The following is a 15,389-nucleotide window of genomic DNA, read 5'->3' on the forward strand; positions in this document are numbered from 1 at the left end:
CTCATGTCACGTCGAGTTGTTATTTGGCTTTCCTTTGTTAGTGTAATTATTGGGATAACTGTATTACGCTATCAATCCAGCTGGCTACAAACAGATATTTTGTTATTAACTGATAATAACTCCGACTCGGTAAGTAGTGCTGGCATCCAGAAAAAAGTCAGTCAGCAATTACAGGGAAGTTTAATTTGGGTTTTAGTTTCTGAAGGAAAAGAATCACATCGTCTGGCCAGGCATACCCAAGAGTTGGCGCAGAAACTAAAGGCCGCAAAATCTTTAGAGTCTGTTGAATATCGTTGGGCCGATTCTGAAAGCTATAAAGAGGAGTGGGAGCTGCTCTTTCCTCTGCGCCAACAGCTACTCAGCCCTGAAGATAGGGCGTTATTAGACGTTACGCCAGAGGAACTTATACAGCGTCAATTGAGTAAATTATACGGGCCTGACGGCGCTGGAATTGATTTGGAGAAAGATACTTTCTCAACTTTTCGCAATTACTTTACCGCAGATATTGGAATTACTCCACAAGTCTTTGATGGAATTCCGGTACATACAGAAGGACATAAAGTTTTTACCCTGCTTTATACGCTGGCCGCACCAGTTGATTTGACTGGAGAGAGCGATATATCACTTCTTTCTTTACAGTCAGAATTAAAGCAATGGGCTCAAAAAAATGGTTATTCGCTGCTGGTAGCTGGAGCCCCCCTGCATACAGAGTATGCTGCTGCTATGGCACAGGATGAAATACGCCTGATTGGCTCCCTTTCGATCCTTGCTATTTGCTGTCTATGTATTGTTGTCTTTCGCTCATTAAAACCTCTACTAGCCTGTACATTCGCAATTCTATGTGGCGTGGCCAGTGGTATATCTGGTGTTATTATTATTTTGGGCCAAATTCATATACTGGCTTTTGTATTTGGTACAACGGTTTCTGGATTGGCGATTGACTACGCATTTCACTTTATTTGTAATAGATTGAGGCTGGGCAAGCCAAAAGATAAGGATATATTACCTGGGCTATTGCTGGGCTTGATATCAAGCTGCTTGGCATTTTTCTCTCTTGCATTAACACCTTTTCCGCTTTTACAACAAATAGGGGTTTTTGTCGGCTGTGGTTTAATAGGGGCTTGGTTGACTGTAATCCTGCTATTCCCAGGCTGGATTAATATTAAGCATAGGCCTTTATCGTTTTCCAGTCAGTTTCCTAAACTCAATATTAGGTACTACCTGTTTCCATTGGTTGGGCTGTTGATTTTTGGATCTGCGGCACTTCAGAAAATTCAATTTAATGATGACCTAAAACTGTTTTACCAGCCTCCAGAATTTCTTACACAAGATGAAATAGATCTAAATTCTTTGATTAAATCCCGGCCAGACTCCCGTTACTTTTTGGTTTTTGGTGAAGATGAACAACAAGTATTAACACGAGAATGGGAACTTAGAAATCAACTGGGCTATTTAGTAGAAAAGGAAATTATTAGTGGTTTTCAGGGGGTAACTAACCGGATACCTCCAAAAGAGGTTCAAGAAGCTGATTGGAAGTTATTGTCGAAGTTTTACAGTGGGGATGCTGTCAGGTCTTTTTATCAGCAATTGGGTTATTCTGAACAAGATATTAACCAGCAGTTAAGTTCTAAAATACAGCCATTCAATACCTTTAATTTCTCTGAATGGTTGCCAGTTGCAGGTCGGCAATATAAAGGATTATGGCTGGGTTGTGAAAATAATCACTGTTATTCTGTGGTACGTATTTATGGCTTAAAAGAAGATTTGTCATCTTTAGAGCTACTGCCTGGAGTAACCTATGTTGATACTACCAGAAGTATCTCTAATGTTATGTCACAACAGCGTGATCTGTTGCTGCAATTACTGCCATTAATATTCATTGTTGTATTTCTGGTAACTGCAACTAAAACAGGAATAAAGCAAGCCTTAAGTATAGTTTCACTTCCATCCAGCGCAGTACTAGGCACCCTGGCGATAGTGATTTTACAGGAATCAGCAATTAATTTATTTCATGTTGCGGCTTTATTACTTGTCTTTGGTATTGGTATAGATTACGCAATATTTAGCCATACAAGCAGAAAGGCAGAGCAGCATTATACCCTGCTGGCGATAGCTATGGCTGGGTTAACAACTTTTTTAGGGTTTGGTTTGTTAGCATTGTCTGGCACACCGGCGATAGCAAATTTTGGGTTAGTCCTGGCTGTGGGCACAGTATTAACTTTGTTGTTGGCATTTTTATTTTTTGTACACGGGGTAAGGGATATTAGCCAATGAAAGAAATTAAGTCTGACGTTGTTATTATTGGTGCCGGTCCTGCCGGAGCTATCGCAGGTGCGTTATTGGCTAAAAAAGGTTGGCAAGTTTCGATAGTTGAGCGGGAAGAATTTCCTCGCTTTTCTATTGGCGAAAGCCTACTGGCTCAATGTATCGAGTATCTTGAAAAAGCAGATATGTTAGAAGCTGTGAAATCAGCGGGCTTTCAATATAAAAATGGTGCTGCTTTTGAGTGGGATGGTGCTCGTACGTCATTTGATTTCCGGGAGAAGTTCTCCCCTGGGCATGGCACCACCTTCCAGGTACAGCGAGCTAAGTTTGATAAAATCCTGGCTGATGAAGCGCAGCGCCAAGGTGTTAAGGTCTATTATCGCCATTCTGTAGTGTCAGTTGATATTTCCGAGAATAACGTAAAGTTAATTGCCGAGAATGACGGCGAAAACCTGGTTTTCCAGGCGCGCTTTGTATTGGATGCCAGTGGCTTTGGCAGAGTTTTACCGCGATTACTTGATCTCGATCGTCCGTCAGAGTTTCCTGTTCGAGAATCCGTATTTACACATGTTGAAGACAATATTGATGATAGCCATTTTGACCGGGATAAAATCTTAATCACTGTGCATCCCAGTGAGCGGGATATTTGGTACTGGTTGATTCCCTTTGCAGATGGAAGAGCTTCTATTGGGGTTGTAGGTGAGAAAGAAAAGATTTCGACCTGGGGGCAGGATCCGGAACAGATATTGAAAGGGGCTATTGCCTCCGCCCCCGAGTTGGCAAAAACTCTGCGCAATGCCAAATTCGATACAGAAATACAACGTATTCGCGGATATTCCAGTGATGTGACCAAACTGGCCGGCCCTGGTTTTGCGCTTTTGGGGAATGCCGGTGAATTTCTAGACCCGGTATTTTCATCCGGTGTTACCATTGCAATGAAATCTTCAGAGTTAGCAGTTGAGTGCCTGCATCGCCAGCTCTCAGGGGAAGCGGTTGATTGGGATGAAGAGTTTATTGAACCCCTGAAGCACGGTGTGGAAGTTTTTAAAACCTATGTCAAAGCTTGGTATGACGGTCGTTTCCAGGATGTAATTTTTTATCAAACCGACCAAAAAGAAATAAAAGGCATGATTTGCTCAATCTTGGCTGGTTATGCATGGGATAAAAAAATCCGTTTGTTGCCGCTGCTGAGCGTCGATTGAATACGCTGGTAGAAATATGTTCCGCCAAGTAATACTGTTTTTGAGCTTTCTTACTCTGGTGGGGTGTATGTCCACAGGGGGAGGAAAGAAGAGCTGCAAAGTTGGCCTTTGGCCCCGTTATTGAGCGAGGGACCGCGCCAGCTCAATCAACATTTACGCATTGTCTATCAAGGCGATGAGTATGAATTGATGGCGGCTACTTTCCACACTATGGAGAGTTTAAAGCTATCTCTTCTCAGCCCTGAAGGGATAAGCCTGCTGGATGTTACATACGATGGTAATGAGGTCAGCACCCATTACCACATGAGTAGAGCAGAGAGAGTGCCACCAGAGAAATTGCTGGCAGATATCCAGTTTGTATACTGGCCAATTGCCCAGCTTCGTGAAGTATTGCCCGTAGGCTGGAATTTGGACGAGGCTATTGTCGAGGGAATTTACACGCGAAAACTCTCACGCAATGGTGAAGTGAATTCAGTGGCTCGCTATAGCAGTAAAGATATTTGGAGGGCCCAAATTGAGCTGGAGCACAAACTACTGGGTTATAGGTTAAGCATTAGGAATTTCTAAGTATGAAAAATTTCTATCTTAATCATATGGGGATCATCTGCACTCTGGGAAATACTGCTGAGGCAGTAGCTAATTCCTTGTTCGGTGATGAGAGTTCTCATATGCAGGTCGATGAAACCTATTTGCCACAATACAGAGGGAATCTGGGTATTGTACAGGGGAAGCTGCCTGATTTACCGAGTTCGTTGCAAGATTACCACTGCCGCAATAACCAGCTGGCTATGGCTGTGCTGACTCAAATTGAAAGTGCAGTCGCTGAACTAATAGAAAAACATGGTGCGGGCCGAATTGGCGTTGTGATGGGAACCTCAACCTCGGGAATAGACTCAGGTGAGGCCTACTTAAGTGGTGAGAAAGAGACCGGATATAATTATCGGCTTCAACAGCAAATGGCTGGTTTAAGTACCTTTGTTGCGAAGTACCTGGGAATCCAAGGCGTTCAGCTCACCGTCTCCACAGCTTGCTCGTCCAGTGCCAATGCTTTTGCCTGTGCCCGGCGCCTTATCTCAACCGGTACTTGTGATGCCGTTGTTGTTGGCGGTGTGGACTCCCTCTGTGGCATGACAGTCCGGGGTTTTCATAGCCTGGGGGCACTTAGTGCCGGCCAGACCAATCCTTTCAGCGTTAATCGGGATGGTATTAACCTCGGTGAAGCTGGAGCAATGTTTGTGCTTAGCAAAGAGCCTGGTCCTGTGGTTCTATCCGGTGTTGCTGCCACGTCTGATGCCCACCATATGTCGGCCCCAGACCCAGAAGGACGTGGTGCGGAAGCCTGTATGCGCGGGGCTCTGGAGAATGCTGGCTTGGATACCGCCGACATTGATTACCTGAATCTTCATGGTACGGGAACGCCACATAACGACTCTATGGAGGCTCTAGCCGTTGAAAGAGTGTTTGGAAGCAAGCTACCGTGTTCTTCCACAAAACCTCTCACCGGGCACACACTCGGTGCTGCAGGCGCTCTTGAAGCGGCTTTTTGTTGGCTTGCCTTACAATATGATCAATTTCCCCGCCATCAGTATGATGGCCACTATGATCCGGAGATAGTGCGACTGAACCTGTATCAAGGCCACGAGGCTCCTGGAAAATTGCGCTATGTAATGAGTAACTCTTTTGCCTTTGGTGGGAGTAATTGCTCGGTAATCTTGGGCAGTCAGAGGTAAAATAGATGCACAAATATACTGCTGAAGAACTGGTTCCACACAGTGGAAATATGTCACTCCTCGATGAAGTGATCTCTGTAGGCGAGGAGCAGCTACAGGCAAAGTTGCGAGTTCGTGATGATGGAATATTTTCCCGCAACGGTCGTGTTCCCGCTTACGTGGGCATTGAATATATGGCCCAATCCATCGCAGCCTTCTCCGGATATCATGCAAAAGAACAGGGTAAAGACGTTCGCCTGGGTTTTTTACTGGGTACTCGCAAGTTCCTGTCAAATATCGAGAGTTATCGCTGCGGGGAAGAATTAACAATTGATGTCCAGCGCATTCTCCAGGCTGAAAATGGCATGGCGACATTTGAGTGTGTGATAACCGGCTCATCTATCGAGCAGAGCGCGCGGCTTAATGTTTATCAGCCGGATAACGTAGAACAGTATTTGAAGGAAAGAAACTAAATGTCAGAGTGGGTTTTAGTTACCGGTTCCAGTCGTGGTATTGGCCGGGCGATTGCACTTCAGTTAGCTGAAGATGGCTACGATATTGTTTTACATTGCCGCAGCCGCCGTGATCAAGCAGAGGAAACAGCAGAAGAGATTGCTAAGTTAGGGCGAAAAAGCAGAATTTTGCAGTTTGATATTGCCGACCGGGAGCAAGCACGGGATGTCTTATTGGAAGATGTCGAGAGTAATGGCTGCTACTACGGCATTGTGTGCAATGCTGGTGTTACTGCTGACAATGCTTTCCCTGCGATGCCTGCAGAAGATTGGGATTCTGTTGTACACACCAATCTGGATGGTTTCTACAATGTTTTACACCCCTTAACCATGCCAATGGTCAGGCGCCGTGCGCCCGGCCGTATTGTCGTGATGACTTCTGTATCCGGCATTGCTGGAAATCGCGGCCAGGTAAATTACTCCGCATCCAAAGCGGGTTTGATCGGTGCGAGTAAGGCATTGGCGTTGGAGTTAGCCAAGCGAAAGATTACCGTGAATTGTGTTGCTCCGGGCCTCATTGACACCGATATGTTGGATGAAGACTTGCCCGTTGAAGAAATTTTAAAAATGGTGCCTGCCCGCAGAATGGGTAAACCAGAAGAAGTGGCGGCAACTGTAGCGTTCCTGATGCACGAACGTGCCGCTTACATCACCCGTCAAGTTATCTCAGTAAATGGTGGTCTCTGCTAATGAAGCGCGTGGTTGTTACAGGAATGGCCGGAATATCCCCTATCGGCCAGGGTTGGGACTCGGTTAGTCAGGCTTTACAGAGCGGTCTTTCAGGCATTTCCTACATGGAAGACTGGGATAAGTATGAGGGGCTTGAAACCCGACTGGGCGCGCCGGTAAAGGACTTCGAAAAACCGGCTCACTACAACCGTAAACGTGTGCGTAGCATGGGGCGCGTTTCATTAATGGCGGTTCGCGCCAGTGAGATTGCGCTTGAGGATGCGGGATTGTTGGATGACCCCATTCTCAAAAGTGGTGCTGTCGGAGTCTCCTATGGCTCGTCAGCAGGCACTCCGTCAGCAGTGGCTGATTTCGGCAATATGTTGATAAATCACCGCACCGACGGCCTCAATGCGACCAGTTATATAAAAATGATGTCCCATACGGCGGCGGTCAATATTGGGGTATTTTTCGGTTTGTGTGGACGGGTTTATACCACAAGTTCCGCTTGTACCTCTGGAAGCCAGGGGATTGGGTATGCCTATGAGGCAATTCGCAATGGTAGCCAAACCATTATGGTGGCCGGTGGTGCAGAGGAGTTGTGTGCAACTGAGGCTGCGGTCTTTGACACCTTATATGCGACTTCAACAAAGAACGACACCCCTGAATTGTCTCCTCGTCCCTTCGACCGCAACCGGGATGGATTAGTTATCGGCGAGGGCGCCGGTACACTTATCTTGGAAGAGTATGAGCACGCGATTGCCCGTGGAGCCAGGATTTATGCAGAGGTCGTAGGGTTTGGAACCAACTCTGATGGCAGCCACGTTACCCAACCTCAATCGGCAACTATGCAGGTGGCATTGCAGCAGGCAATAGCACAGGCTGGGGTAGAGACTAGCGAAATAGGTTATGTCAGTGCGCATGGCACAGCTACGGACCGAGGCGATATTGCGGAAAGCCACGCAACCCGTAATGCATTTGGGCGTGCAGTACCCATAAGTTCTCTTAAGAGCTATACCGGTCATACGTTGGGTGCTTGTGGCGCACTGGAGGCTTGGGCAAGCATTCAGATGATGCGTAATGGTTGGTTCCATCCCACGATTAATTTGGCTGAGATTGATTCTGACTGTGCGGAATTGGATTATATCCAGGGCAGTGGAAAGCACATCGATACTGAGTATGTGATGAGTAATAATTTTGCCTTTGGCGGAATCAATACATCTTTAATATTTAAAAGACGTATTTAATTTTCCTCTTAGAGAGCTTTAATCTAGGGATAGCATATGAAGTGGGTACTGGCTGTAGTTTCGACAATTCTTTTGGCTCAGCCAGTTACTGCTGATGAACTCCTAGTGAGTTTTGGCGGTGGCCCGCAGCCTGAATCAAGTCAGAATAATAAAACCTACGGGATAGATTACTCCTTTAAAACTTTTGAAAAGAGTTACCGTCAGCATATTGATATAGGTGTTAGCTATACAGAGCTAACTACTGATGCCGATGAAAATAAACGTATAAGAGCGTTTTCCATCTATCCTCAATTAAATTTATATCCCAGGCAAAGAAGTTGGGGGCAACCTTATTTCTTTGTTAGAGCGTTGGGTCCTAGCTATATTTCCAGCAACCAATTGGGAAACCGTCGTCAGGATAATAACTTTTCTTTCCAGGCACAGGTTGGATATGCTGCGCGAATTAACTGGAGAGGGAAAGAAGATCTGGTGCTAATGGTTTCCTGGAAACACTTCTCCAACGCCAACCTGTTCAGTGACAATGATGGAATAGATGTTCCGTTTGTTATTAATTTGGGCATGAAAATCTGATTTCCAGTTAAGATAGCTCCCCAGTAGTCACAGCTACTGGGGATATAAAAGCTATCAAATGGACAGTTCTTTTATAATTGCATCATTCAAATTTCTAACCCAGCGATTGTAGTTTCTGTGAATGGTGTAATATTTTTCACTATAGTCAAGCATATCGCTGTCTTTATAGGTGATACTATAACTACTAAGGCTATATATAATATCTGCTTCAGCATGATGCTTGCGAACGTTAATGGTGGCTAATATTTTCCCAGGAGCAACTTGTTGACAAGTCCAGTTTCTCGCGATACACCCTGCAATAATTGATGTTTTAATTGAATCTTGAGTTTGAGCTGACCCGTCAAGACGATCGGGAATTAGTCTACTTTCAATATTCATAACCGGATTACTTGTACAGCCAGAGACTATTAATGCAAAGGCTGCAATAGATATAGATTTAATAATATAATTCATGAAATTTCCTTATTGGGGTGAAGCTAAATTTTATGGTTTCTAGAGATCCACTTAGCTACGTCATTACCAAGGGTGTGAACACAACGTTCGAGAACACTGCAGGAGCTTTTGAATTTATAAAATAAACCTCCACTTGAATTTCTGGTGGTCTTGAGAGTATCTATCAAGTCGCCGTTTTTGTAGAGTTCAGCCTCAATTGAGACTGATTTTTGATGGCTACCTGAAATATATCTTCCGCTATATGCATTGAGAATTGTTAATTTAAGACTGTATCCCTCTGATTGAATATCCAACTCTGGGTCTAGTGAACTGGCAAATCCATGCTTACCAAGAAATTTCTTGGTTGAGCTAGCAAATTGATAACCAAGGTTGTTACACTCATTAACTATATTGGATGCAATTAATCCTTCATCGTGATATTCGGCTTTTTTATTGATGGAAATCAGGCCATCTCCATAAGCGGATAGTGAGAGGCTGAAAACAGCACCAAACAATAAAATTCCTTTAATCTTCATATAATCTCTTTGTAAGTAAGGAGCAGACCACTTAAATAAAAATAGATAAAACTATAAGTTGGGGAGGTCGTCTTAGGTTGCGTAATTTACCAAAATAAGTAGATAGGTAGTAGATCCTGGATTGATGGTAGAGGTGGATAAGAATTCATCATACGCAAAAAGCAGGGTTAGCCCATACGGCTTAAAGACTGAAATGATGTAACTTTACTGATTTCAAGCAAACTAGATAACCCTATGATTTAAATGCAAATTTTCTCAAATAATTAATCTTTTTTTATCCTGCTGAGTCACATAATTCCATCCATCGTTTAATTCCGGCGCTTCTGTATTTTTGTCGATGCAGGACAAAATAGAACTCTCGATGAAAGTCTCTATGTGGTACGGGTAGCTCAATAAGCGATCCGCGCTTTAAAGCATCAGTTAATGAAACACGGGAAAGGCAACTGATTCCCAGCCCCGCTTCTACGGCTCGCTTGATCGCTTCTGTATGTTGTAATTCCAATAGGATATGTAGTTGTGGCAATAGCCCTGCCATGGCTCTCTCAAAAGTCTGTCGCGTTCCAGAGCCCGACTCCCGGGTGATCCAGGTCGCACCGATCAGGTCTTTATCGGCGAGGCGCTTGCGGCTTGCCAGAGGGTGGTTGGGTGCACAGAAAACAACCAGCTCATCATGGCGCCAGGGAATGATTTCCAGATCCGGGTGATTGATCTCTCCTTCAATTAATCCCAGGTCCAATTCAAAATTGAGCACCCTCTCGGCAATCGCTGCGGTATTGGCAACTTCCAGTTGTACTTGAGTACCGGGCTGCTCTTCCATATAACGAGCCATCACGCTGGCTGTCAGGTAGTTGCCAATAGTTAGGGTGGCTCCGATCTTCAGGCTTCCCAGTTCCCGGTGAGTGGCCAGTGTCTGCTCAAGTTCCTGGGCTCGTTCCAGGAGTTCTTCCGCCCTTGGCCACAATTGCCGTCCCAGTTCATTGAGACGCAATCGCTTACCGGTGCGCTCGAACAGGCGCAATTCAAACTGCTGTTCAAACTCTTTCAGCGCTGTGGAGGCTGCGGACTGGGACATACTCAGGCTCTCCGCAGCACGACTGACATTCTCGTGATGGGCACAGGCAAGGAACACCTCTAACTGGCGGAGCGTGTAGCGCAAAGGGATATCTCCAGTTGATCGTTAAAATAGATAAGGAATATCGAAATATCCCACTTTGCCAATAGATCTTCTAGGGCTAAAATTCAACTATCAAGAGACTCGTGGAATAACCGGTTTTAAGTTTATGTCCAAATTGAATATAGAGAAGGTGTTGGAAGTCCATCACTGGAACGACACACTGTTTAGCTTCAAGACCACCCGGGATTCGGGTTTTCGCTTCGAGAACGGACATTTCACGATGATCGGTTTGCAGCAGGACAATGGCCGTCCACTGCTGCGCGCCTACTCTATTGCTAGTGCCAACTACGAAGATGAGTTGGAATTCTTCAGTATCAAGGTTCCCGATGGCCCCCTGACCTCCCGCCTGCAGAAGATTAAGCCGGGCGATGAGATCTACGTGAGCCAAAAACCCACCGGTACTCTGGTGGCGGACCACCTGCTGCCGGGCAAGCGCCTGTGGTTGCTGTCCACGGGTACTGGCTTGGCACCTTTCATGAGCATCATCAAAGATCCCACGGTCTACGAGCGTTTTGACCAGGTAATCCTTACTCACGGTGTTCGCTATGTTTCTGAGCTGGCTTACCAAGAGCAGATCGAGAACGAATTGCCGGAACACGAGTACTTTGGCGAGATGGTACGCGAGCAACTGCTTTACTACCCAACCGTGACCCGTGAGCCCTATCGGAATACTGGCCGCCTGACTGATCTCATGCTGTCCGGAAAGCTTTTCACCGATCTGGGTGTGCCCAAGCCGAGTGTTGAGGAAGATCGCTTTATGCTGTGCGGCAGCCCGGCAATGCTGAAGGATCTCACCAATATCCTCGATGACTGGGGATTCAAGGAGACCCGCGCAGGTGTACCTCACGAGTATGTGATTGAGCGCGCTTTCGTCGAAAAATAAGTTGGTCAGTCCACCCATAAAAAAACCACCCTCGCGGTGGTTTTTTTATGGGTGAAATACAGATTCCCGAAACTATCCTGATCTTGTGAAACCCCTGCCTTCTATTCTGACTTGAGGGGAGCTTGCTGGGAGTGGCTAGATGAAGCTGTTTTCACTGGGTGTATTACTGATTTCCTTTTTCTGGCTGGGTGCCTGTACCCGGGTGCCGGAGGGGGTTGAGCCTGTCCAAAACTTCCAGCTACAGCGATATTTAGGTCACTGGTATGAGATTGCTCGATTGGATCACTCATTCGAGCGCGGCCTGACCCAGGTAACTGCCGACTACAGTCTCAACCATGATGGTTCTGTCGCGGTGATCAATACCGGCTATTCAAAAGCGCGTGATGCCTGGCAAATGGCGGAGGGGAGGGCCGAGTTTGTCGGCCCGAAAAATGTGGGCCATTTGAAAGTCTCTTTTCTTGGCCCCTTTTACTCATCCTATATCGTGATTGCTCTATCGGATGACTACCAATACGCGATGGTATCTGGCTACGATAAATCCTATCTGTGGATATTGTCCCGCACCCCAACCATGCCCAAGGGTGTGTTGGAGCAGTTTTTACAGAAGGCCAAAGCTTTGGGGTATCCCGTCGACCAGATGATATTTCCCAAGCAAGAGGCTAAGCCCGGAAATAAGCCCTCGGTGCAGCCCTCAGGGTCGTGATCTGTTCAAAAACCTGCGTTCCCACCACCAGCTTATACACACTAGTAACAGCAATATAAGGGCCGGCCATTGGCGCCCCAACAAAACCCTGTTTGCCTGATTATTTGCTTCTGGCCCCAAACGTGCGGCAGCCATTAGTTGGGTTTCCCTGGCATTCAGGGACTGCTGCCATAGAGGCCAGTCCTCTTTGGCAAAGATATAGAAGTCTAGTACCGACTCCCCTTCCAATTTAGTCCAAAGCTGGTGCCAACCTGAATTTTGGGGCCAGAAGCTGTAGCACTGACCCTGGGAACTTCTGCTTGCGGCGATTCCTTTGGTAGAGCGGGAGCTATCTTGAAACTCTGATAAGAATGGACTCTGATCAGAAAAAAGTGGGCTGCATAGGGTGATGCGTTCTTGTGTACGCGGTAACTCATTGGAGAGGATTACTGGCTGCTGACTACCCAAATGCTTGAGTTGGTAATCAATAATGGACTTCCACAGGCTGGCGAATTCAGTAGTAAAGCCACTGGTTAGCCAGCGATGGCTGTCACTAAATAGGATAAATCCCAGGTGTTGTGTCTCAGTCGAACGCCCCCAGAAAAGCGGATTTTCTCTGTCACCCAGTAATAAGTCGCTGGAGCTGGGCTGCACGGCTAAAAGGCCTAGATTGCGAAGTGGGGGAATCTCCGAATTGTCCGCTTTTTGGTAGCCAAAGCCGGAATGTAAGTGGGTGGCTTCTTCCTTTTGTAGAGGCATGGATTGGGCAGCAGCGTACTGGAGAAACTCTTCAGAGCTATCGCTAGTGACTAACCACAACAGTGACTTTGTAGTGGCCAGCTCGTTGAGCTGACGCTTTTGCAGAGCGGAAAATTGTGGCCACAAACTGCTGTCGAGTATCACTAAATCGAAGGGACTTTCATTCGTGAATAAATCCGCAGACCCGGTAAGTCGAAGGCCGTTGAGAGTTTCTTTTCTTATGATTTCAGGTGCCAACTGGGTCATCACTTGTGCTGTTACACCGGATTGGCGCAGCCAGCGAGAGAGGGCTGCCGTCTCAAAAGAGGGGCGTGCCAGCCACAGTAACAATTTGGGTTGGAGCGGTTCTCGCACCAGGATGGGTAAAGGATCTGTATGGGTTTCGCCGGCTTCGCTTTCCGTCCGTACTCGGTATAGCTGGGGGCCTGCGAGTTTTGGAGTGGCAGTGAGTTGTGCCTGAATTGCTTCTCCCACTTTCAGCTCAAGACTGTCTTCAATATGGCCGTAGGGATTGAGCAGACTAATTTTTACGTTTTCAGTCAGTGGCTGGTTGTTGTGAACCTTTAATTTTAAAGAATCACCCAGGGTAATTCGCCGCTGCCAGTCGAATTCCCAGCGGCCATCAGATTCCTGGATATTCGATAGCTCCAGGCGCACCGGTGCCAGGTCCCGAAGTTTGTCGCGGCCGAGTGGCTCCCCATTGAGAGAGATATATTCCACACCATTGAGATTTATTGGATGTGAGCTCGCCAGCTGTTTGCTGTCGATAGAGATATTGCGCTCGGCGGGAATGATTGCCGGCGGCTGCCAGAGCATCCAGGCACTCAACCAAATGGTCAGTTGCAGGCCATAGTCGAACGGCTTGGCACCTCGGCGGCGCAATAGTACGAGTGATGCTAAGCAGGCCAACAGGCACAGGCCGGGTATCAAGAAATCAATCACAATGATTTCTCCCCTTGCTGGTGTAGCCAACGGCTGAAATGGCCGTCGGCCTCAGTTTGCAAAGGCAGTGAAGGCGCAGATTCCGGTGCTGGCAGTAGCTGATAGAGCAGCTGATTCAGGGAGTTTGTGCAATCAATGCAATTCGGTTGCTGGTGGCGCTGCTGGTATAAACGCAGCTGTTTGGACAGTTCCAGGCCGAGATCTAATGATTGCTCTGTGGCTAGCTCATTTATCTGCACCAGCAGATCGGTATCGAGTTCGGCGCCAGAGTCTACTTGGGCCATTAGGACGAGCACCTGTGCTCTTTGTTTTTGTTCAAAGGCACTGTCGACAGTTTCTGGCGCTACTTCTTCCCGTTCACCGCTAAGCCGACGGCTTTCGTCTATGGGCGGCGCCTCGAAGCCGACTCTCTGTAAGTAAATACGCGAAGCCTGCTGTACTTCTTTGATAAAGCGCAGAGCCCGGTGCTGATGGGGCAGGGAGGCTTGGGGCTCTATAACCGACAGGTCGCGCCAGGAACTCCACATGGCATTCAGTGCATTGCGCAGTAGCTCCTTGGTTTGGGGATCAAACAGGGTGGCATGCTCAGAGCTGTCATGCTGATGCCCGGCAGAAGCAGCTATGCGCTCTGCCTGTTGGAAATGGGAGTCTCGCTGTGCAAAGGGAGTGGTATTTTCTTCGCCATGTGCCTGGTGCTCACCTTGTTCTGTATGATCGTGGCCATGGCCGTGTTCGGCTTCTTCTTTATCATCGTGCTTCTCGCTATCTGCGCCAGAATGCTCCGCTTCCGAATCCTCTTCGCCGAGAAAGCGGCCGTAGCGCATGCGCAGCAAATTCTGTTCATAGGCTAAACCCTCGGAGCGCTTGCGAAACTCCTGTGGATGCAGCTGCTCTCGCTCGGCTAGCAAGGCCTCGGTGTCAATAATCAGCTGGCGTTGGCTGCGGAAGTACTCCGGTAATATCTTAATCGCCATCCCCTCGCTGTCACTCAGCCCGAAAATCTCTTCTTGCGGCCAGCGCAAGATAAAGTGTTGGCTTTTGGCAACGTTGGCGCTGGGCTCGCGGTTATCCCTGGCCTCCAGATACCAGTAGAGTTCATCTCCCGCTTCCATGGAAAACTGGTGGATGGGCAGGAGGAAATCGTAGCGAGCTGCTTTCTTATCTTCCGAGGAGTTTGTTGATAAAGCAGTGGATTGCAAACTGGTGAGTGCAATACGCTCTTCGCGAAAACGTAAATTTTCCCCGGTGCCGCTGGCGAGGGTGACCAATAAATCTGCAGAGCTCACCTGGTAATCATCATTAATGATTACTTTTACGGGAATACCCTGGGTGCTTCCTTGAATGGTATCGACGCGCAGGCTGGGTGCCTCAAAGGTAAACTCCGGAGCATTGTCTTTTTGCACCCGAATATTATGAATTTCCGGCAATAGCATTTGGCTCTCCGCGAGTTGCACTGAGAGCTGGTAAAAGTCTGCTTTAGCGATTGTGCGTTGTAATTGCCATTTTTTACTGGGTAGATCACCTAGTGGAGAAAAGGCGAAGCACTCAGTTTCGGCCAGCATTTCCAGCCCTTGCACCGGTTGATTCAATTCAAGTAGCCACTCGACCGCAGACTGCTCCGGCACATCGACTTGTAGGGATTGGTTGTTGGCTGTGAGCCCAGTGTAGGCGGGCGGCTGGATATGGGTTGCCGCGCGTGTTATGGCGAGCTTTTCGGCAACGGGAATAGCTGTATTTTGTTGCGTGGTCTCGGTTTTATCCCCAGTGAAGTGAGAATTGCTCAGCACAAATAACAACAGTCCCAGGC

General features: G+C 47.3%; 15 protein-coding genes. 10 read left to right on the plus strand and 5 right to left on the minus strand.

Annotated elements, in window-relative coordinates; translation table 11 throughout:
- Positions 1-3: 3 nt before the first annotated feature.
- From QT397_03720 to QT397_03755, 8 genes are all read left to right on the plus strand, one after another.
- Complete coding sequence (locus tag QT397_03720) at positions 4-2,274, plus strand: hypothetical protein (protein ID WNZ56484.1); 2,271 nt, start codon at positions 4-6, stop codon at positions 2,272-2,274.
- The gene (locus QT397_03725; GenBank protein WNZ56485.1) at positions 2,271-3,467 is read left to right on the plus strand and encodes an NAD(P)/FAD-dependent oxidoreductase; all 1,197 of its coding nucleotides are present in this window, start codon (positions 2,271-2,273) and stop codon (positions 3,465-3,467) included. Before QT397_03720 ends, QT397_03725 begins: the two co-directional genes overlap by 4 nt.
- A 120-nt stretch (positions 3,468-3,587) precedes the next feature.
- On the plus strand, positions 3,588-4,034 hold the full coding sequence (locus tag QT397_03730) for a DUF3261 domain-containing protein (GenBank protein ID WNZ56486.1): 447 nt from the start codon (positions 3,588-3,590) through the stop codon (positions 4,032-4,034).
- A gap of 2 nt (positions 4,035-4,036) precedes the next feature.
- Entirely contained in the window at positions 4,037-5,197 is a 1,161-nt protein-coding gene (locus tag QT397_03735) for a beta-ketoacyl-ACP synthase (GenBank protein WNZ56487.1), read from the plus strand.
- Positions 5,198-5,202: 5 nt separating this feature from the next.
- Positions 5,203-5,649: a hotdog family protein gene (locus QT397_03740; GenBank protein WNZ56488.1), complete on the plus strand. Its 447-nt coding sequence runs from the start codon at positions 5,203-5,205 to the stop codon at positions 5,647-5,649.
- Positions 5,650-6,378, plus strand: a complete 729-nt coding sequence (gene fabG, locus QT397_03745; protein WNZ56489.1) for a 3-oxoacyl-ACP reductase FabG — start codon at positions 5,650-5,652, stop codon at positions 6,376-6,378. It abuts the gene before it with no gap.
- Complete coding sequence (locus tag QT397_03750) at positions 6,378-7,604, plus strand: beta-ketoacyl-ACP synthase (protein WNZ56490.1); 1,227 nt, start codon at positions 6,378-6,380, stop codon at positions 7,602-7,604. The genes fabG and QT397_03750 overlap by 1 nt, the downstream gene beginning before the upstream one ends.
- Before the next feature lie 36 nt (positions 7,605-7,640).
- The gene (locus QT397_03755) at positions 7,641-8,174 is read left to right on the plus strand and encodes an acyloxyacyl hydrolase (protein ID WNZ56491.1); all 534 of its coding nucleotides are present in this window, start codon (positions 7,641-7,643) and stop codon (positions 8,172-8,174) included.
- 54 nt (positions 8,175-8,228) lie between these two features.
- On the opposite strand, the gene QT397_03760 is transcribed toward QT397_03755, so the two are convergent.
- From QT397_03760 to QT397_03770, 3 genes are all read right to left on the minus strand, one after another.
- Entirely contained in the window at positions 8,229-8,627 is a 399-nt protein-coding gene (locus tag QT397_03760; GenBank protein WNZ56492.1) for a hypothetical protein, read from the minus strand.
- Between the two features lie 23 nt (positions 8,628-8,650).
- Positions 8,651-9,142 carry a hypothetical protein gene (locus tag QT397_03765; GenBank protein ID WNZ56493.1) on the minus strand — a complete coding sequence of 164 codons (492 nt, stop codon included), beginning with the start codon at positions 9,140-9,142 and terminating at the stop codon, positions 8,651-8,653.
- Positions 9,143-9,416: 274 nt separating this feature from the next.
- Positions 9,417-10,298 carry a LysR family transcriptional regulator gene (locus tag QT397_03770; protein ID WNZ56494.1) on the minus strand — a complete coding sequence of 294 codons (882 nt, stop codon included), beginning with the start codon at positions 10,296-10,298 and terminating at the stop codon, positions 9,417-9,419.
- A gap of 124 nt (positions 10,299-10,422) precedes the next feature.
- Between QT397_03770 and QT397_03775 the strand changes: the two genes are divergently transcribed.
- On the plus strand, positions 10,423-11,199 hold the full coding sequence (locus QT397_03775) for a ferredoxin--NADP reductase (GenBank protein ID WNZ56495.1): 777 nt from the start codon (positions 10,423-10,425) through the stop codon (positions 11,197-11,199).
- 139 nt (positions 11,200-11,338) lie between these two features.
- Positions 11,339-11,902 carry a lipocalin family protein gene (locus QT397_03780; GenBank protein ID WNZ56496.1) on the plus strand — a complete coding sequence of 188 codons (564 nt, stop codon included), beginning with the start codon at positions 11,339-11,341 and terminating at the stop codon, positions 11,900-11,902.
- Here the strand turns inward: QT397_03780 and QT397_03785 are convergent.
- Positions 11,891-13,582 carry a hypothetical protein gene (locus tag QT397_03785; GenBank protein ID WNZ56497.1) on the minus strand — a complete coding sequence of 564 codons (1,692 nt, stop codon included), beginning with the start codon at positions 13,580-13,582 and terminating at the stop codon, positions 11,891-11,893. The two genes, QT397_03780 and QT397_03785, sit on opposite strands and share 12 nt — an antisense overlap.
- Positions 13,579-15,369 (minus strand): hypothetical protein, encoded by a 1,791-nt coding sequence (locus QT397_03790; protein ID WNZ56498.1) that lies wholly within the window; start codon positions 15,367-15,369, stop codon positions 13,579-13,581. Before QT397_03790 ends, QT397_03785 begins: the two co-directional genes overlap by 4 nt.
- Between the last annotated feature and the right edge of the window lie 20 nt (positions 15,370-15,389).

The organism is Microbulbifer sp. MKSA007 (assembly GCA_032615215.1).
Classification (GTDB): Bacteria; Pseudomonadota; Gammaproteobacteria; order Pseudomonadales; family Cellvibrionaceae; genus Microbulbifer.